Source organism: Streptomyces sp. NPDC028298 (assembly GCF_055565895.1).
On record NZ_JBVHTL010000002.1, the window covers coordinates 490,473 to 507,325 of the forward strand.

At 73.0% G+C, this 16,853-nt stretch carries 15 protein-coding genes; 7 read left to right on the plus strand and 8 right to left on the minus strand.

The annotated features are described in order from the left end of the window. Nucleotides 1-59: 59 nt before the first annotated feature. The 5 genes from ACZ4TO_RS10740 to ACZ4TO_RS10760 all read right to left on the minus strand — a co-directional run bounded on the left by ACZ4TO_RS10740 (nt 60) and on the right by ACZ4TO_RS10760 (nt 6,580). Entirely contained in the window at nt 60-3,197 is a 3,138-nt protein-coding gene (locus tag ACZ4TO_RS10740) for an efflux RND transporter permease subunit (RefSeq protein WP_382781105.1), read from the minus strand. A gap of 156 nt (nt 3,198-3,353) precedes the next feature. Further along, nucleotides 3,354-4,028 (minus strand): response regulator, encoded by a 675-nt coding sequence (locus ACZ4TO_RS10745; RefSeq protein ID WP_385049730.1) that lies wholly within the window; start codon nt 4,026-4,028, stop codon nt 3,354-3,356. Continuing rightward, entirely contained in the window at nt 4,025-5,320 is a 1,296-nt protein-coding gene (locus ACZ4TO_RS10750; protein ID WP_382781111.1) for a sensor histidine kinase, read from the minus strand. Before ACZ4TO_RS10750 ends, ACZ4TO_RS10745 begins: the two co-directional genes overlap by 4 nt. 157 nt (nt 5,321-5,477) lie before the next feature. Beyond that, nucleotides 5,478-5,756 carry a PspA-associated protein PspAA gene (gene pspAA, locus ACZ4TO_RS10755; protein ID WP_382781114.1) on the minus strand — a complete coding sequence of 93 codons (279 nt, stop codon included), beginning with the start codon at nt 5,754-5,756 and terminating at the stop codon, nt 5,478-5,480. Nucleotides 5,757-5,785: 29 nt separating this feature from the next. Next, nucleotides 5,786-6,580 carry a PspA/IM30 family protein gene (locus ACZ4TO_RS10760; protein WP_382782721.1) on the minus strand — a complete coding sequence of 265 codons (795 nt, stop codon included), beginning with the start codon at nt 6,578-6,580 and terminating at the stop codon, nt 5,786-5,788. Between the two features lie 245 nt (nt 6,581-6,825). Between ACZ4TO_RS10760 and ACZ4TO_RS10765 the strand changes: the two genes are divergently transcribed. Both ACZ4TO_RS10765 and ACZ4TO_RS10770 read left to right on the plus strand, forming a co-directional pair. Next, on the plus strand, nt 6,826-7,452 hold the full coding sequence (locus ACZ4TO_RS10765; protein ID WP_355772576.1) for a DUF3043 domain-containing protein: 627 nt from the start codon (nt 6,826-6,828) through the stop codon (nt 7,450-7,452). An 83-nt stretch (nt 7,453-7,535) separates the two neighbouring features. Beyond that, the gene (locus tag ACZ4TO_RS10770; protein WP_382781120.1) at nt 7,536-8,237 is read left to right on the plus strand and encodes a class I SAM-dependent methyltransferase; all 702 of its coding nucleotides are present in this window, start codon (nt 7,536-7,538) and stop codon (nt 8,235-8,237) included. An 89-nt stretch (nt 8,238-8,326) separates the two neighbouring features. On the opposite strand, the gene ACZ4TO_RS10775 is transcribed toward ACZ4TO_RS10770, so the two are convergent. Next, complete coding sequence (locus tag ACZ4TO_RS10775) at nt 8,327-8,539, minus strand: hypothetical protein (RefSeq protein WP_261706966.1); 213 nt, start codon at nt 8,537-8,539, stop codon at nt 8,327-8,329. Nucleotides 8,540-8,652: 113 nt separating this feature from the next. Between ACZ4TO_RS10775 and ACZ4TO_RS10780 the strand changes: the two genes are divergently transcribed. Beyond that, nucleotides 8,653-9,852, plus strand: a complete 1,200-nt coding sequence (locus tag ACZ4TO_RS10780) for a bifunctional adenosylcobinamide kinase/adenosylcobinamide-phosphate guanylyltransferase (RefSeq protein WP_382781123.1) — start codon at nt 8,653-8,655, stop codon at nt 9,850-9,852. 260 nt (nt 9,853-10,112) lie between these two features. On the opposite strand, the gene ACZ4TO_RS10785 is transcribed toward ACZ4TO_RS10780, so the two are convergent. Beyond that, nucleotides 10,113-11,180, minus strand: a complete 1,068-nt coding sequence (locus ACZ4TO_RS10785; RefSeq protein WP_382781125.1) for a class I SAM-dependent methyltransferase — start codon at nt 11,178-11,180, stop codon at nt 10,113-10,115. Between the two features lie 122 nt (nt 11,181-11,302). Here ACZ4TO_RS10785 and cobT point away from each other — a divergent pair, with 122 nt between their 5' ends. The 3 genes from cobT to ACZ4TO_RS10800 all read left to right on the plus strand — a co-directional run bounded on the left by cobT (nt 11,303) and on the right by ACZ4TO_RS10800 (nt 15,285). Further along, a complete protein-coding gene (cobT, locus tag ACZ4TO_RS10790) occupies nt 11,303-12,439 on the plus strand; it encodes a nicotinate-nucleotide--dimethylbenzimidazole phosphoribosyltransferase (RefSeq protein ID WP_468023979.1) in 1,137 nt (378 codons plus the stop codon). 292 nt (nt 12,440-12,731) lie between these two features. Continuing rightward, a complete protein-coding gene (locus tag ACZ4TO_RS10795; RefSeq protein WP_382781131.1) occupies nt 12,732-14,540 on the plus strand; it encodes a phosphatidylglycerol lysyltransferase domain-containing protein in 1,809 nt (602 codons plus the stop codon). 43 nt (nt 14,541-14,583) lie between these two features. Then, a complete protein-coding gene (locus ACZ4TO_RS10800; RefSeq protein WP_382781134.1) occupies nt 14,584-15,285 on the plus strand; it encodes a hypothetical protein in 702 nt (233 codons plus the stop codon). Here the strand turns inward: ACZ4TO_RS10800 and ACZ4TO_RS10805 are convergent. After that, on the minus strand, nt 15,222-15,989 hold the full coding sequence (locus ACZ4TO_RS10805) for a hypothetical protein (RefSeq protein ID WP_382781136.1): 768 nt from the start codon (nt 15,987-15,989) through the stop codon (nt 15,222-15,224). The two genes, ACZ4TO_RS10800 and ACZ4TO_RS10805, sit on opposite strands and share 64 nt — an antisense overlap. A gap of 60 nt (nt 15,990-16,049) precedes the next feature. Between ACZ4TO_RS10805 and ACZ4TO_RS10810 the strand changes: the two genes are divergently transcribed. Next, nucleotides 16,050-16,844, plus strand: coding sequence for an adenosylcobinamide-GDP ribazoletransferase (locus tag ACZ4TO_RS10810; RefSeq protein WP_468023980.1), 795 nt, complete (start codon nt 16,050-16,052; stop codon nt 16,842-16,844). The last annotated feature ends 9 nt before the right edge of the window (nt 16,845-16,853 follow it).

Consider the following 16,853-nt stretch of genomic DNA (forward strand, 5'->3'; position numbering starts at 1 on the left):
GCGCGCGGCCCCCGCCCCGGCGCGTGAACGCCGGGGCGGGGGCCGCCTCGTGGAACCGGTCACACTCCGGCCGGCTCCGGGGACTTGTCCTCGTCGCCGACGGCACTCTTGTCGGTGCCCGCGCCGGACTTCGCCTCGCGCTTGGCCGCCCGCTTCTTCGCCCTGCGCTCCTTGCGGAGTTCGAGCATCGCGTACAGCGTCGGGACGAGCAGCAGCGTCAGCAGCGTCGACGTGATGAGACCGCCGATCACGACCACCGCGAGGGGCTGCGCGATGAAGCCGCCCTCACCGGTCACGCCCAGCGCCATCGGCAGCAGCGCGAAGATCGTCGCCAGCGCCGTCATCAGGATCGGGCGGAGCCGGTGCCGGCCGCCCTCGATCACGGCCTCGACCACGCCGTAGCCCTGCGCCCGGTACTGGTTGACGAGGTCGATCAGCACGATCGCGTTCGTCACCACGATGCCGATGAGCATCAGCATGCCGATCATCGCCGGAACACCCATCGGGGTGCCCGTCACGACCAGCAGGCCGATCGCGCCGGTCGCCGCGAACGGGATCGACACGAGCAGGATCAGCGGCTGGACCAGCGAGCGGAACGTCGCCACCAGCAGCATGAAGACGATCGCGATCGCCGCGAGCATCGCCAGGCCCAGGTTCTTGAACGCGTCGCTCTGGTCCGAGGAGACACCGCCGATCGACGCCGTGGCACCGGCCGGCAGCTTCAGCTTCGCGAGCTTGGCCGTCAGGTCGTTGCTGACCGCGCCGGTGTTGTCGCCGGTCGGCCTGGCGGTGATCGTGGCGGCCCGCTGGCCGTCGATCCGGGTCATCGCGACCGGTCCGTCGACCAGCTTCACGTCCGCGATGTCGCCGAGCTTGACCGCGCCGAGCCGCAGCCCGCGCAGCTCCGCGATCGTGGTGACCGGCTTCGCGGACTTGATCACCACGTCGCGCTCGGTGTCGTCCAGGACCGCCTTTCCGGTGGTCGTGCCGCGCACCGCCTGGGTGACGGCCGCGCCGAGGGTGGCGTCGTTGAATCCTGCCGCCGCGGCCTTGGAGTTGGCCTTGACCGAGATGCGCGGGACGCTCTGGGACAGGTCGCTCGTCACGTCGGTGACGCCGTCGAGCTTCGCCACCTCGTCGCGGACCTGGCCGGCCGCCTCGCGCAGCACGGCCGCGTCGGCCGCCTTCACGACGACCTTGAGGTCCTGGCTGCCGAACCCGTCGCCGGCCGCGACGGTGATGGTGCCGGCGCCGGAGAGCGTGCCGAGCTCCTTCTCCACGCGGTCCTGGACGTCCTTCGAGGACGCGGAGTCCTCCAGCATGATCTGGTACGACGCCTGGTTGGTGTCCGTACCGCCGCCGAAGGCCGCCATGAAGCCGGAGGAGCCGATGGTGACCTGGTAGTCCTTGACGCCCTTGACGCCGTCGAGGAGCTTCTCGACCTTCTTCGCCTGCGCGTCGGTCTCGGCCAGGCTGGTGCCCGGCTTCAACTGCTGCTTGACGCTGAGGACTTCCTGCTCGCCCTGGTCGAAGAAGTTCGTCTTCAGCAGGGGCGCCATGCCGAACGTGCCGACGAGGATCGCGACCGCGATGAGCACACTGGTCAGCCTGCGGCGGGTGGCGAAGCGCAGGACCGGGACGTAGAAGCGCTGGAGACGGCTGCGCTCCTCCTTCTCCTCGGCCTTGCGGCGGGCCTCCTCGGCGTCCGCGGGGGTGCCCTTGGGCGCGCGCAGGAACCAGTACGAGAGCACGGGGACGACCGTCAGCGACACGAGCAGGGACGCCAGCAGCGCCGCCGTGACCGTGAGGCTGAAGGAACCGAACAGTTCGCCGACCATGCCGCCGGTCAGACCGATCGGCAGGAAGACGGCGACCGTGGTGAGCGTCGAGGAGGTGACCGCCCCGGCCACCTCGCGGACGGCGGTGAGGATCGCCTCCTGGCGCTCCTCGCCGTAGCCGAGGTGCCGCTTGATGTTCTCCAGGACGACGATCGAGTCGTCGACGACCCGGCCGATCGCGATGGTGAGCGCGCCGAGCGTCAGCATGTTCAGCGACAGGTCACGGGTCCACAGCACGACCAGGGCCAGCACCACGGACAGCGGGATGGACACCGCGGTGACCAGCGTCGAGCGGACCGACGCCAGGAACAGCAGGATGACCAGGACCGCGAACAGCAGACCGAGGGCACCCTCGGTGGTCAGCCCGTGGATGGACTTGGAGACAGCCGGGCCCTGGTCGCTGACGACGGTGATCGCCGATCCGGCGCCGAGGTCGGCGCGCAGGCCGGGGAGCTTGTCCTTGACCGCGTCGGAGATGGCGACGGCGCTGCCGTCGTGGTCCATGGTGACGGTCACGGCGAGACTCGGCCGGCCGTCGGTGCGCGTGATGGAGTCGGCCTTGGCCGGCTCCTGCGCGACCGTGGCGACGCTGCCGAGGCGTACCGGCTTCTTGCCGGGCTGTCCCACGACCATCAGGTCCTGGATCTGGCGCAGCGAGGTGAAGCCGCCGCCGACGCGCACGGTGCGGTTGCCGCCGTCCTCGTCGAAGGAGCCGGCCGGGACGGTCGCCCCGCCCGCCTGGAGTGCCTGGCCGAGGGCGGCCGGCGTCAGGCCCGCCTTCGCCAGCTTCCTGTCGTCGGGCGTGACGGTGACCTGGAGGTCCCGCACGCCGGCGACCTGGACCCGGCCGACGCCGTCGATGCCCTCCAGGGAGGGGACGACGGTGCGGTCGAGCCGGTCGGCGAGCGCCTGCTGGTCCTGGCCGGAGGTGACGGCGAGGACGACGGTCGGCATGTCGTCGGTCGAGCCGGCGATGACCTGCGGGTCGACCGCGTCGGGGAGCTGGGCGCGGGCCCGGTTGACGGCCTGCTGGACGTCGGCGACGAGCTGCTTGGTGTCGTTGCCGTAGTCGAAGGACGCCATGATGACGGCGTTGCCCTCGCTCGCGGTGGAGGTGACACCGGTGATGCCGTCGACGGCCTGGAGGCTGTTCTCGACGGGCTCGACGACCTGCTTCTCGACCACGTCGGGAGACGCACCCTGGTACGGCGCGAGCACCGACACCACGGGCAGTTCGATGGTGGGCAGCAACTGCTGCTTGAGCTGGGGGATCGCTATCGCCCCGAAGACGAGCGCGATGATCGACATCAGCCCTATGAGGGCCCGCTGCGCGAGGCTGAATCTGGACAGCCAGGACATGGGTGGTGGGTCTCTTTTCCGTGGTTCGAGCGGAACGCGGGGGACGGGGGAACTCCCCACGTCACACCTTGGGTCATGGACGGGCGGTGATCCGTAGCCCCTGGGTCCATTTCCTTACCCGGAACCTACTCCAGGCGCAGTACGCGCAGATGACGCTCAGTCCACCCGGGGGCGTACCAGCCCCGACTCGTACGCGATGACGACGAGCTGGGCCCGGTCACGGGCGCCGAGTTTGGCCATGGCGCGGTTGACGTGCGTCTTCACCGTGAGCGGACTCACTTCGAGACGCTCGGCGATCTCGTCGTTGGAGTGGCCCGCGGCGACCTGGACGAGGACCTCGCGCTCGCGCCCGGTGAGCGCGTCGAGCCGCGCGGAGCGGGCGGCGCCGGGCTCGTCGTCGTCCCGCGCGAGGAACCGGGCGATGAGGCCCTTGGTGGCGGCCGGGGACAGCAGCGCCTCGCCGCCGGCGGCGATCCGGATGGCGTTCAGCAGTTCCTCGGGCTCGGCGCCCTTGCCGAGGAACCCGGACGCGCCGGCGCGCAGCGACTGCACGACGTACTCGTCGACCTCGAAGGTCGTCAGCATCACGACGCGTACGTGGGCGAGGCCCGGGTCGGCGGTGATCTGGCGGGTGGCGGCGAGTCCGTCGGTGCCCGGCATCCTGATGTCCATCAGCACCACGTCGGCCCGCTCCTCGCGGGTCACCGCCACGGCCTGGGCGCCGTCGGAGGCCTCCCCCACGACCTCCATGTCGGGCTCCGAGTCGACCAGCACGCGAAAGGCGCTGCGCAGCAGCGCCTGGTCGTCGGCGAGCACGACACGGATCGTCATACGGGGTCCCCCAGGGCGGTGGCGCGGTTCTTGACCGGAAGGATCGCATGGACGCGGAAGCCGCCTCCGTAGCGGGGACCGGCGGTGCAGCTCCCGCCGATCGCGGTGACGCGCTCGCGCATGCCGAGCAGCCCGTGGCCGCCGCCCTCCTGCGGGCCGGTGTCCGCTCCGGTGCCGGGGCCGTTCCCCTCCGCTCCCGGTCCGCTCTCCTGTCCTGGGAGGGTCTCTCCGCCGGGGCCGTGTCCCGGGCCGCTGTCGAGGACGGTCACCTCCACCACCGGCCCCACCCGGACCACGCTGACCTCGGCCTTCGCGCCCGGGCCGGCGTGCTTGCGCACATTGGTCAGGGCCTCCTGGATCACCCGGTACGCGGCGAGGTCGGCGGCCGCGGGCAGCACCGTTCCGGAGTCGGAGCGGGCCACCTCGACGGGGAGTCCCGCGTTGCGGAAGGTGTCCGCGAGCTCGTCGAGCCGGGCGAGCCCGGGGGCGGGCTCGGTCGGGGCCTCGGGGTCGCCGGACTGACGCAGCAGGCCGACGGTCGCGCGCAGTTCGTTCAGCGCGGACCGGCTCGCCTCCCGTACGTGGGCGAGGGCCTCCTTGGCCTGGTCGGGGCGCTTGTCCATGACGTGGGCGGCGACTCCGGCCTGCACGTTGACGAGGGCGATGTGGTGGGCGACGACGTCGTGCAGATCGCGGGCGATCCGCAGCCGCTCCTCGGCGACCCGGCGACGGGCCTCCTCCTCCCGGGTGCGCTCGGCCCGCAGGGCGCGTTCCTTGATCGCGTGGACGAAGGCGCGCCGGCTGCGGACGGCGTCACCGGCCGCGGCGGCCATGCCGGTCCAGGCGAAGACGCCGAGGTTGTCCTGGGTGTACCAGGGCAGCGGCCCGGCGAGCATGGCGACCGCCGTCAGGACGGTCATGGTGACCAGGCCGACGCGCCAGGTGGTGGGGCGGTCGGTGGACGAGGCCACGGTGTAGAGGGCGACGACGGCGGACATGGCCACCGGGGCGCGGGGGTCGGCGGTCACCAGCTCCACCAGGGAGACGCCGACGGTCGCCGCGAGGACCTTCATGGGGGCGCGGCGGCGGAAGACCAGGGCCGCGGCCGCGAGCCCCATCAGGGCGAGGCTGAGCGCGTCCGGGGTGCGGGCGCTCCAGGTCGTCCCGTCGGCACCGTGCGCGTCGACGAAGGAGCCGGCCACCATGCTGACGAGGACGCCGCCGGCGACGGCGGCGTCCAGGGCGAGGGGGTGGTCCCTCAGCCAGTCCCTCGTACGCTCCAGGGTGCTCATCCGGTCCACGGTACGGGGCGCCGCGGGACGGGGGACCTGTCGGTACGGCACCACTGTGGGCGCGGCCCGGCTCCCGGCCCGGGCACGGACCGCCACGACGCCTGGGCACGGACCGCCCCCGGCGTCCCACGGGACGCCGGAGACACGCGGGCAGGGGTCAGCCGGGGATCAGGCCGTCGTCGCGGAGCATCTCGCGGACCTCTTCGAGGGTGGCGTCCGGAGACGGGAGGATGAGCTCCGACGGCTCCAGCGAGTCGTCGGGGAGCGGGGTTCCCGCGGCGCGCACCGCGTCCAGGAGGGCGGCCAGAGTGCGGCGGAAGCCGGACTCGTCACCCCTCTCCATCTCGGTGAGCAGTTCGTCGTCCAGCTTGTTCAGGGTGGTGAGGCGGCCGTCGTCCAGCCTCACCTGCCCCTCCCCCATGATCCGTACGATCATGTCGCCTCCTCAGGCATGGGCTCGCCAGGTCACTGCTTGTCGAAGCGCGGAGTGTCCTGCTGCTGCGAGGGCTGGGACTGGCCCTTGCCGCCCTCGATCGCCTGCTGCTGCGACGAGGAACCGCCGGCCAGCTCGGCCTTCATGCGCTGCAGCTCGAGCTCCACGTCCGAGCCGCCGGAGATCCGGTCCAGCTCGCTCTGGATGTCGTCCTTCGCCAGCCCGGACTGGTCGTCCAGGGCACCGGAGGCGAGCAGCTCGTCGATCGCGCCGGCCCGCGCCTGGAGCTGCGCGGTCTTGTCCTCGGCGCGCTGGATGGCCAGCCCCACGTCGCCCATCTCCTCGGAGATGCCGGAGAAGGCCTCGCCGATCCGGGTCTGTGCCTGGGCCGCCGTGTAGGTCGCCTTGATCGTCTCCTTCTTCGTACGGAAGGCGTCGACCTTGGCCTGAAGGCGCTGTGCCGCGAGGGTGAGCTTCTCCTCCTCGCCCTGCAGGGTCTGGTGCTGCGTCTCCAGGTCGGTGACCTGCTGCTGGAGCGCGGCGCGGCGCGAGAGCGCCTCACGGGCGAGGTCCTCGCGGCCGAGGGCGAGGGCCTTGCGGCCCTGGTCCTCCAGCTTGGTGGACTGGTTCTGGAGCTGGTTGAGCTGCAGTTCCAGCCGCTTGCGGCTGGTCGCCACGTCGGCGACACCGCGCCGGACCTTCTGGAGCAGCTCGAGCTGCTTCTGGTAGGAGTAATCGAGGGTCTCGCGCGGGTCCTCGGCCCGGTCAAGGGCCTTGTTCGCCTTCGCGCGGAAGATCATCCCCATACGCTTCATGACACCGCTCATGGGCTTCGCGCGCCCCCTTCTGACGGACTCCAGCTCCAGGTACTGCAACAGGACCCACAGTACGGGCCCTGCATCCATTACCGCACTGTTCGGGGACGGATGCGCTCATCCCCAAGGACGACTGCGCCCGCCCCCGCTCCGGCGTGAGGAGTAGGTGGCACCCGGGGGGAACCCCGGAACGACGTCCCCTCTGTCCAGCACAGACGCACGGTGTTGCCGGATCGTTCCCCACTCGATCGACGTCCATGCTCGCGGACCCCGTACCCTTGGGTTTTGTGTTCCGTAGCCGTGCGAAGGAAGAGAAGGCCCCCGCCGACAAGGCGCCGGTGACCGACTCCAAAGTGACCCGTGACCCTCAGGCCCCCAAGGGCCGCCCCACGCCCAAGCGCAGTGAGGCCCAGACCCAGCGCCGCAGCGTCGCCCAGACGCCGACGACGCGCAAGGAGGCCGCGAAGCGCCAGCGCGACGACCGCCGTACGGCGATGGAGCGGCAGCGCCAGGCCCTCGCCAACGGGGACGAGCGGTATCTGCCCGTGCGCGACAAGGGCAAGGTGCGCCGGTTCGCGCGCGACTACGTGGACTCGCGGCTGTGCGTCGCCGAGCTCTTCCTGCCGCTGGCCGTGATCATCCTCATGCTGAGCGTGGTGCCGGTCGCCGTCCTGAAGAACGTGGCGCTGCTGCTCTGGCTGGTCGTCATCGTGATGATCGTGGTCGACTCGTTCGTCATCGCGTTCCGCCTGAGGAAGCAGCTCAACGAGCGCTTCCCGGACGAGAACACGAAGGGCGCCGTCCGCTACGCGCTGATGCGCACGCTCCAGATGCGTCGACTCCGGCTGCCGAAGCCGCAGGTCAAGCGCGGAGAGCGGCCCTGAGCACTACGTCGTTCTCCGGGGGCGCGGCGGATGCCTGGCTGAGCAGGCTGGGCGGGCTGCGGGATGTCGTACGACAGGAACTGGTGGCCCGGCAGCTCGATGAGCAGATAACCGGGCGGTATCCGGTGGGACAGCGCCTGCGGGTGCTGGACGTCGGGGCGGGCCAGGGCACACAGGCCCTGCGCCTCGCGCGGGCCGGCCACCAGGTGACCGGTCTCGAACGGGACGCCACGATGATGTCCGTGGCCCGTGAGGCGCTGGCCGCCGAGCCCGAGGGCATCCGCGGCCGGGTGCGCCTCATCGAGGGCGACGGGCACGAGACCGGTGTGCACTTCCTGCCGGGCAGCTTCGACGTCGTGCTGTGCCACGGCGTCCTGATGTACGTCGAGGAGCCGGACGCCCTGCTGGCCGGGCTGGCGCGGATGCTGGCCCCGGGCGGGCTGCTCTCGCTGCTGGTGCGCAACGCGGACGCGCTGGCCATGCGGCCGGGGATCGGCGGGGACTGGCCGACGGCCCTGGCCTCGTTCGACACGACCGCGTACACGAACCGGCTCGGTCTCGACGTCCGCGCGGACCGTCTCGCCACGCTGACCGGCACGCTCGCCGGGATCGGGGCCCCGCTGCACGCCTGGTACGGGGTGCGCGTCTTCACGGACACGGCGGCCGACGGCGCCCCGGTGCCGCCGGACGCGGAGGCGATGCTGGCCGCGGAGGAGCGGGCCGGCCGGACGGACCCCTACCGCCAGGTGGCGGCCCTTCTGCATCTGTGCGGCGTACGGGGCTGAGCGTGTCCCCGGCGCCGGTGTCGCCCGCACGGGTGCCGCGGTGGGCGGCGGCGGGTTGCCGGGGTGTGGCCCCGGCAACCCCTACCGGCCTACTCCGGTTCGGCGTGCAGGCTCATCGGGCCGTAGATCTGCGTGCTGTCCTCGAAGAGGAACACCTGGTCGGCGCCGCCCGCCAGGAGGTCCTTCCAGACCTCACCGATCCAGGACTCGGCGTCGCCCTGGGTGGTGAACTCCTCCGGCTGCACCGCGGGTTGGACCTCTGTCCCGTCGGACTTCTCGAACCGCCACGTCCATGCCGCCATGTACGCCTCCAAGGTGTGAGCACACTGCACAGCGGAAGCCGGACAAGATCCGCCTCCCGTCCGAAGCCTAGCCGGACGCGCAAGACGTCCGGGGACACGGAAAAATCGGCGGCGTGGAACTGACTCTGCTCGGCACCGGTGCCCCCGCGGGCCTGCCCCGCCCCGACTGTCCCTGCGCCGCCTGCGCGAGCGCGCTCGGCGAGGAGGCGCGGGCGGCGACGGCGCTGCTCGTGGACGGCACGCTGCTGCTCGACCTCACGCCCGGCGCCGCGTTCGCGGCGGCCCGCGCCGGGCACTCGCTGGGCGGCGTACGGCAGGTGCTGCTCTCCCATCCGCACGACGGGCCCGCCGTGGAGGTGCCGGCCGGGCTGCCGCAGCCCGGCCGGGTGCCCGACGGACGGGAGTTGGCGCTGCTGACGGGTCACCGGGTGCGGGCGGTGCCGATGGACGCGCCCGGTACGGGCTACGCGGTGACCGGCCCGGCCGGACAGCGGCTGCTGTACCTGCCGCCGGGCGCGGCACCGGCGGGTCTCGACGAGAACGGCGAGGCGTACCACATGGTGCTCCTGGACGTCGTGGGGCGGCCCGACGCGCTGGCGAAGCTGCGCGCGGCCGGCGCGGTCGACCCGACGACGGACGTCGTCGCGGTGCACCTCGACCACGACGTGCCCCCGGGGGCGGAGCTGCGCAGGCGGCTCGCCGCGGCGGGCGCGCGGGCCGTACCCGACGGGACGACGCTGGACGTCGGCGTCTACGAGGACGTGCCCGACGTGCCGCGCAGGACGCTCGTGCTCGGCGGGGCGCGGTCGGGCAAGTCGGTGGAGGCGGAACGGCGGATGGAGGCCTTCGCCGACGTCCTGTACGTCGCCACGGGAGGGACGCGCGGCGGGGACTCCGAGTGGGCGCATCGGGTGCGGCTCCACCGGGAGCGGCGGCCCGGCTCCTGGCAGACCGTCGAGACCTGCGATCTGGTGCCTCTCCTCGCCGAGGACGGCCCGCCGCTGCTGGTCGACTGTCTCTCGCTGTGGCTGACGGACGCCATGGACGCGGTGGACGCCTGGGACGACGCCGAGTGGTCGGGGGGCGGTGAGCGCGCCCTGCGCGCCCGCGTGGAGGAGCTCGTCGCGGCGGTCCGCCGCACCCGCCGCACGCTCGTCGCCGTCTCCAACGAGGTCGGCTCGGGCATCGTGCCGGCCACCGCCTCCGGCCGCCGCTACCGCGACGAACTCGGCCGTCTGAACGCGGCCTTCGCCGGGGAGTGCGAGCACGTGCTGCTGGTGGTGGCGGGGCAGGCCCTGACCCTGCGGGGCTGACGGAGGACGAGGGCGGTCCGGGCCTCGGGGCTGGTCGTCGGGGGGATTCGGGCCGGGGCACGGGGGCGGAACGGGTCGGGGCGGAACGGGTCGGGGCGCGGGCAGCGGTCCAGGTCAGGTCTCGGGCGACGGTCCGGGCCGGGGCACCGGCGGCGGATCGGGCCGGGGCACGGGCGGCGGTCCGGGCCTCGGGGCTCCTCGTCGGTGGCGGATCCGGCCGGATCACCGGCGGGGAGTCGGGCCGGGGCGCCGGCGGCGGTTCAGTCCTCCTTGCGGGCGATGACGCGGTACGCGTTCGAGAAGCGGGTGCGGCGCAGCAGGGGGGCCAGCAGCCGGTCCAGCGCGCCGGCCGAGGCGAGGAGCGGGGCGGACGCCCGGCCCAGGGCCCGGCGCGTGGTCCGCTGGAGGGGCGTCGGCGGTGCCGGGCGCCAGGGGGCGTCGGGACCGGGGAGGGCACGCCCGAGCGCCAGGGCGAGGGCGCCCGAGAGGTCGTGGGGGACGTGCGGCTCGCGCCGGTCCGTGGCGACGACCACGCAGCCGAGGGCCTCCAGTTCGCCGAGCAGGTTGGGCAGCGGCACGAGGTGCAGATGGCGCGGCTGGCCGTACTCGGGCCACCACTTGCCGAGCAGCGCGCCGAACGCGCAGTCGGGGTCGGGCACTTCGATCAGGAGGTGGCCGCCGGGTCTCAACACCTCGAGCGCGGCCCGCAGTTCCTCACGCGGTTCGGGGGTGTGCTCCAGGTGGTGGAGCATGCTCACGACGTCGTAGCGGGCCCGCAGCCGCTCGGCGATCCGCGGGTCCGTGAGCCGTCCGACGTGCGCCTCCTCCACCCGTCCCGCCGCCCGCGCCCGCTCCACGCGCCGGGTCGGGTCGAGGCCGTCGAAGGAGGTGTACGGGTGGATCTCCCTGGCGGCCGCCGGGAAGTGGCCGTGCCCGGTGCCGATGTCGAGCCAGCTCTCCGGTTCCGTGAAGGGCAGGAGGGCGCGGGCGGCCGCGAGGTGACGGCGGGCTGCGCCGCGGGCGCCGGACGGCCGTCCGGCGAGGCCGTCGTGTGCGTCCTCGCGCGCCTCGCGCCGGTAGAAGGCCAGGCCCTCGGCGGTCAGGCGGGGGTTCTGGAAGGCGTGGGCGCAGTCCCCGCACACGTCGACGACGAACGTTCCCGGCTTGCGCTGGCGCAGATCCGGCGTGCGCACTCGGGTGTGCAGGCGGTTCGAGCCGCACCACGGGCAGTCGGCGCGGCGTGGTTCGTGGAACCGGGCCGTGCCCTGGGCGAGTTCGGCCGCGTAGGCGGCACGGCGTTCGGAGACCGGCTGCGGGGTGGGGGGCATGGACGCTCCTGTCGGGGACGAGCCGTACGACAATCCGATACAAACGGTACGTATGCGATGGGGATCCGGAGCGCAACGACGTGGCGCGGACACGTTCGATCAGTGCCGGTACTGTTCGGCGAATGAGCTCGCTTAATCTCGACGACTTCACCGATCTGATCGAGCGTCCCGACGGAGGCGTGCGCCGTGACGCCGAGGCGTACCGGGAGCGCAGGACCGTGCCGCCCGGGGCGCTGGGCCGTCTCGACGACCTGGGTGAATGGCTGGCGGCGGCGCAGTCCGCGGTGCCGGTGCGGCCGATCGAGCACCCGCGCGCCGTGCTGTTCGCCGGCGACCACGGGGTCGCCGCCCTCGGCGTGTCGGCGCGCCCCGCGGGCGAGGCCGGCCGGCTGGTGCGGACGGTCCTGGAGGGCGGGAGCCCCGCGTCGGTGCTGGCCCGGGGGCTGGGCGTGCCCGTGCGCGTGATCGACATGTCGCTGGACTCGGACCCCGAGGGGCTGCCGGACGAGGTCGTACGGCACCGGGTCCGGCGCGGTTCGGGGCGGATCGACGTCGAGGACGCGATGACGCCGGAGGAGGCCGAGGCCGCGTTCCGGGCCGGCATGGCCGTCGCCGACGAGGAGGCGGACTCCGGTACGGATCTGGTGGTGCTCGGCGACCTCAGCGTGGGCGGGACCACGGCGGCGGCCGTCCTGGTCGCGGCACTGTGCGGGACCGACGCGTCCGTCGTCACCGGGCGGGGCGGGCAGGCCATCGACGACCTCGCGTGGATGCGCAAGTGCGCCGCGGTGCGTGACGCGCTGCGGCGGGCGCGGCCGGTGCTCGGCGACCAGCTTCAGCTTCTCGCCACGGTGGGCGGGCCCGATCTGGCCGCGATGACCGGGTTCCTGCTGCAGAGCGCGGTGCGCAAGATGCCGGTGATCCTCGACGGTGTGGTGTCGGCGGCGTGCGCACTGGTCGGTCAGCGGGTCGCCTTCCGGGCGCCGGACTGGTGGCTGGCGGGGCAGCGGAGCGGGGAGCCGGCGCAGGCCAAGGCCCTGGACCGGATGGCTCTCGAGCCGTTGCTCGATCATGGGGTGACCGTGGGTGAGGGGGTCGGGGCGCTGCTGGCGTTGCCGTTGGTCCGGGCCGCGGCGAGTCTTGCGGCGGAGTTGCCGGAGGCCGCTGTTCCGGCGGCGGAGGAGACCCCGGACGCGCCTTCCGAGTCCGGGCCCGCCCCGAGCCTCGGCTCCGACGCCGACGCCGACGCCGACGCGTAGGCCCGGTTCGCCGGGCCGCACGGCAGGCTTCTTTTCGCCCCCTCCGCCCCTACCCATCCCGTACCCGGGGCTCCGCCCCGGACCCCGCTCCTCAAACGCCGGAGGGGCTGAACCTTGCCCCGCGACGCCCCCGGGCCCGGGGGCTGAACCGTGCCCGCGGCTGACAGGCGGGCCGGAGGGGCTGGGACTCTCGCCGGTCGGGGCTGAAACGTGCCGCACGCCCACGCGGCTGAACTTGCCCAGGTGCATAATGTCCGCTTAGCGCTCTTCTTGCCCCATATCATCCCGTTTTATGGGAGATGCCGGGATTGCCGTTGCCGTCGCTGTTGAGCAGGAGCGGGCTGCGGGCCGCCGGAGTGACGGGGAGCGGCGGTCCACGGCCGGGTCCCGGCGGGCCGCCGCCCTCGCCGTCTGGTACCTGCGCGCGGTCACGTTCATCAACTTTCTGAGCGCCGCCTGGGTCTCCCTCGGACAGGACGTGCGGCGGCACAACACCGAGAACTTCTTCACGCCTTATCTGCTGACGGCCGGCTTCGCCTCCGGTGTGTTCACGATGTTCCTCGCCACCACCATGCGGCGGCGCAAGCGGGCCGCGTGGATCCTCAACTCCGTGCTCGGGGGCCTGTTCCTCCTGTTGTTCGGCGTCGCGATGGCGTTCCCGGAGATCCGCCAGTACGCGCAGAACTGGGTCTCGCTCGCGCTGACCGCGGCGTTCGTGGGCTGCCTGGCCGCCGGCCGCCGGGAGTTCTACGCCAAGGGCGACCGGTCCAACCCCAAGCTCGCGGCGGCCGTCGCGATCGGCGGGCTCCTGGTCACCTCGCTGCTCGCCACGCTGCTGGTCACCGTCACCAACGACGCTCACGACGCGCACCGTTCGACCTTCCTGGACCGCTGGCGCTACGGCACCCTGCGGCTCGTCTCGGTCGCCGCCGACGACTCCCACTACCCCGGGATCGCCACCCCGAACTGGGTCAACGTCGGCATCAACGTGCTCAGCACCCTGCTGGTCCTCGCCGTCCTCTACGCCGCGTTCCGCTCCCGCCGCGCCGTCGACCCGCTCACCGAGGACGACGAGAAACGGCTGCGGGCGCTGCTGGAGCGCAACGGCGACCGGGACTCGCTGGGCTACTTCTCGCTGCGCCGGGAGAAGAGCGTGGTCTGGTCGCCCACCGGCAAGGCGGCCGTCGCGTACCGCGTGGTGGGCGGGGTCTCGCTGGCGAGCGGTGACCCCATCGGGGACCCCGAGGCATGGCCCGGCGCCATCGAGCCCTGGCTGGCCGAGGCCCGGGAGCACGGCTGGATCCCGGCGGTGATGGGCGCGAGCGAGGAGGCGGGCACCGTCTACTCCCGGCACGGCCTGGACGCCCTGGAGCTGGGCGACGAAGCCCTCGTCGAGACGGCCGAGTTCACCCTGGAGGGGCGGGCGATGCGGACCGTCCGGCAGGCCTACAACCGGGTCGGGCGGGCCGGCTACCGGGTGCGCATCCGGCGGCACGAGGACATCCCGGCCGCCGAGATGGCGTATCTGCTCCAGCGCGCGGACGACTGGCGCGACGGCGCGACCGAGCGCGGTTTCAGCATGGCGCTGGGACGGCTCGGCGACCCCGCGGACGGGCGCTGCGTGATGCTCGAATGCACGGACGCCGAGGGCGACTTGAGGGCGGTGCTGTCCTTCGTGCCCTGGGGTCCCGGCGGGCTCTCCCTCGATCTGATGCGGCGCGACCGCGACGCGGAGAACGGGCTCATGGAGTTCATGGTGATCGAACTACTGCGGCGCGCCGGGGAGATCGGGATCACCCAGGTCTCGCTCAACTTCGCGATGTTCCGTTCGGTCTTCGAACGGGGGGCGCGTCTCGGCGCGGGTCCGGTGCTGCGGCTGTGGCGTTCGCTGCTCAGCTTCTTCTCCCGCTGGTGGCAGATCGAGTCGCTGTACCGGGCCAACGCCAAGTACCGGCCCATCTGGGAACCGCGGTTCCTGCTCTTCGAGAAGAGCGCGGACCTGCTGCGCATCGGGGTCGCGTCCGCGCGCGCCGAAGGGTTCCTGGAGGCGCCGGGTCTGCCGAAGTGGCTGCACCGCAAGCACCTGGAGTCGCACCGATGAGACCGGCGGGAGCCGGCGCGAGGAGAGCCGTGGGGACGACCGGATGAGCGCACTCGCCCGCTGGGCCCGCGCCGAGTGGGGTCTGCTGTACGCGACCGTGCGCCGGGCCCTGCGGGCGAGAGGGTGGCGGGCGGTCCCGATGACCCTCGGCGCGGTGGGCCTGACGGCCGTCCTGCAGTTCGTCCAGAACCAGTCCTGGGGCTACCGGCTGGTGCAGGACACGGGGGCCGTCCGGGCCGAGGACCCGCTGTGGCTCGCGCTGGTCCGCACCCCGCTGTCCCTGTTCGTGCCGGCGCTCGACCTGCCGGTGTGGGGCGCGCTCGCGCAGATCCTGATCGTCTTCGGGATCGCGGAGATCTGTCTGGGCTGGTGGCGCACCCTGGTCCTCGCGTACGTCGCCACGCTGGCCGGGACGCTGTACGCCCGGGTCGGGATCGCGCTCGGACCGCACCGTCCCCTGGGGCTGCCCGGTGCGGACGCCCTGGTCGTGGACACCGGTCCGTCGGCGGCGGTGGTGGGCCTCGCGGTGTTCCTCGGCTGGCGCTACCGGGCGTACGTGACGGCGGGGATCGTGATCGGGGCGATGGTGGCCGAGGTGGTCGTCAAGGACAACCTGGCGGGCAAGGAGCATCTGGCGGCGATCGCCGCGGTGCTGGTGGTGTGCGCTCTGTCCGCCGCGCGTCACCGTCGTTCGGACAGGGATCGGGCGGGAGCGGGGTCGGGTTTGCCGCCGATCCACTCCTGAAGCCTGCGGGCGGGGCCCGCCCAGCGGCGGTCGTGCCGGTACGCGCGCAGCCTGGCCTTCGCACGGGCGCGCGGCCGGTTCCGGTAGAAGCGCTTCGCCCAGGGCGAGGCGGGCTTGGCCAGTCTGATGGCGCCGATGAAGGCGATGAAGGGCACGATCACGCCGAAGATCGCCATGCGGGCCTTGCCCTTGCTCAGGGTGAGCAGCACGAAGAGGAAGTTCAGGACGATGGTCACGATCGCGCTCGCGCGGTCCTGCGCCTCCTGGTCGCTGACGTCGTTGACGCCGAGCGGCGAGAAGCCGCTGAGCATCAGGCCGAGGAGGGCCGCCGTGACCACGACGACCTCCACGCTCTTGCGTCCGTCCTCGGTCCAGTAGACGTCGTCGAGGTGCAGGATCAGCGCGAACTCGTCGAGCACGAGGCCCGTTCCGATGCCGAAGACCACGGCGCTCACGCAGGGCCAGAAGCCGTAGCGGCTTCCGGCGACGGCGCCGAAGCCGCCGATCACGGTGAGCACGACTCCGGGGACCACGTGGTGGATGTGCAGATCACCGGCCTTGACGTTGCCGAAGGGCCCTTTGCCGGCGCGGATCATCCGCACGACGACGCGGGTGACCACGAAGGTCACGACGAACGAGGCCAGCGCCAGGAACAGGGGGAGCTTCCCGGGCTCGACGATGTTCCGATACAACCAATGACCCATATGCGAACTTTATCCAGCACCGCTGTATCCGCCTTCCGGGCGTCCGGGTAGCCTGCGCCGATGCCCAAGACCGCCTCCGGCGCCTCCCTGCCCGACAGCCTCCGCTTCGCCTTCGGCACCCTCACCGCGCTCCCGGTGACGGTGACCCGCTGGGACCGCGACGCGGCGCGCGGCGGCATGCTGTGCGCCCCCCTGGCCGGTCTGGCCGTGGGGGCGGGCGCGGCGCTGGCGGGCGTGGTGCTGCTGGCCATGGGCTCGAGCGCGCTGCTCGCGGCCGTGGCCACCGCCGCCGTACCGGCCGCCCTGACCCGGGGTCTGCACCTCGACGGTCTCGCCGACACCGCGGACGGACTGGGCAGCGGAAAGCCGGCCGAGGACGCGCTGCGGATCATGAAGCAGTCGGACATCGGCCCGTTCGGCGTGATCACCCTCGTGTTCGTCCTGCTCGCCCAGGTGGCGGCACTCGCGCAGGCGTACGAGGTCTCGTGGGGCCGGGGTGTCCTCGCGGCCGTCGTCGCGGCGGTCGCCGCCCGCCTCGCCCTCACCCTGGCCGCCCGCACCGGCGTGCCGGCGGCCCGCCCGGGGGGTCTGGGCGCGGCCGTCGCGGGCACCGTGCCGGTGTGGGGCGCGCTGGCGGTGGCGGTGGCCGTGACCGGGGCGGCGGCGGGCGCGGGCGCGCTCGTGGGGACGTACGACATCGTGCGCGCGGCGACGGCGGTGGTGCTGTCCGCCCTGGCCGCCGACCTGCTGCTGCGGCACTGCACCCGGCGCTTCGGCGGTGTCACCGGCGATGTGTTCGGCGCTCTCGCGGAGACGGCGGCGACGGTCGCGCTCGTGGTGCTGTCGCTGGGCTGATCGGCGGGT

Bases quoted from the DNA above. Each gene is read 5' to 3' on its own strand.
- ACZ4TO_RS10740 (WP_382781105.1), bottom strand. From the start codon at position 3,197: ATGTCCTGGCTGTCCAGATTCAGCCTCGCGCAGCGGGCCCTCATAGGG.
- ACZ4TO_RS10745 (WP_385049730.1), bottom strand. From the start codon at position 4,028: ATGACGATCCGTGTCGTGCTCGCCGACGACCAGGCGCTGCTGCGCAGC.
- ACZ4TO_RS10750 (WP_382781111.1), bottom strand. From the start codon at position 5,320: ATGAGCACCCTGGAGCGTACGAGGGACTGGCTGAGGGACCACCCCCTC.
- pspAA (WP_382781114.1), bottom strand. From the start codon at position 5,756: ATGATCGTACGGATCATGGGGGAGGGGCAGGTGAGGCTGGACGACGGC.
- ACZ4TO_RS10760 (WP_382782721.1), bottom strand. From the start codon at position 6,580: ATGAGCGGTGTCATGAAGCGTATGGGGATGATCTTCCGCGCGAAGGCG.
- ACZ4TO_RS10765 (WP_355772576.1), top strand. From the start codon at position 6,826: ATGCTCGCGGACCCCGTACCCTTGGGTTTTGTGTTCCGTAGCCGTGCG.
- ACZ4TO_RS10775 (WP_261706966.1), bottom strand. From the start codon at position 8,539: ATGGCGGCATGGACGTGGCGGTTCGAGAAGTCCGACGGGACAGAGGTC.
- ACZ4TO_RS10785 (WP_382781125.1), bottom strand. From the start codon at position 11,180: ATGCCCCCCACCCCGCAGCCGGTCTCCGAACGCCGTGCCGCCTACGCG.
- cobT (WP_468023979.1), top strand. From the start codon at position 11,303: ATGAGCTCGCTTAATCTCGACGACTTCACCGATCTGATCGAGCGTCCC.
- ACZ4TO_RS10795 (WP_382781131.1), top strand. From the start codon at position 12,732: ATGGGAGATGCCGGGATTGCCGTTGCCGTCGCTGTTGAGCAGGAGCGG.
- ACZ4TO_RS10800 (WP_382781134.1), top strand. From the start codon at position 14,584: ATGAGCGCACTCGCCCGCTGGGCCCGCGCCGAGTGGGGTCTGCTGTAC.
- ACZ4TO_RS10805 (WP_382781136.1), bottom strand. From the start codon at position 15,989: ATGGGTCATTGGTTGTATCGGAACATCGTCGAGCCCGGGAAGCTCCCC.
- ACZ4TO_RS10810 (WP_468023980.1), top strand. From the start codon at position 16,050: ATGCCCAAGACCGCCTCCGGCGCCTCCCTGCCCGACAGCCTCCGCTTC.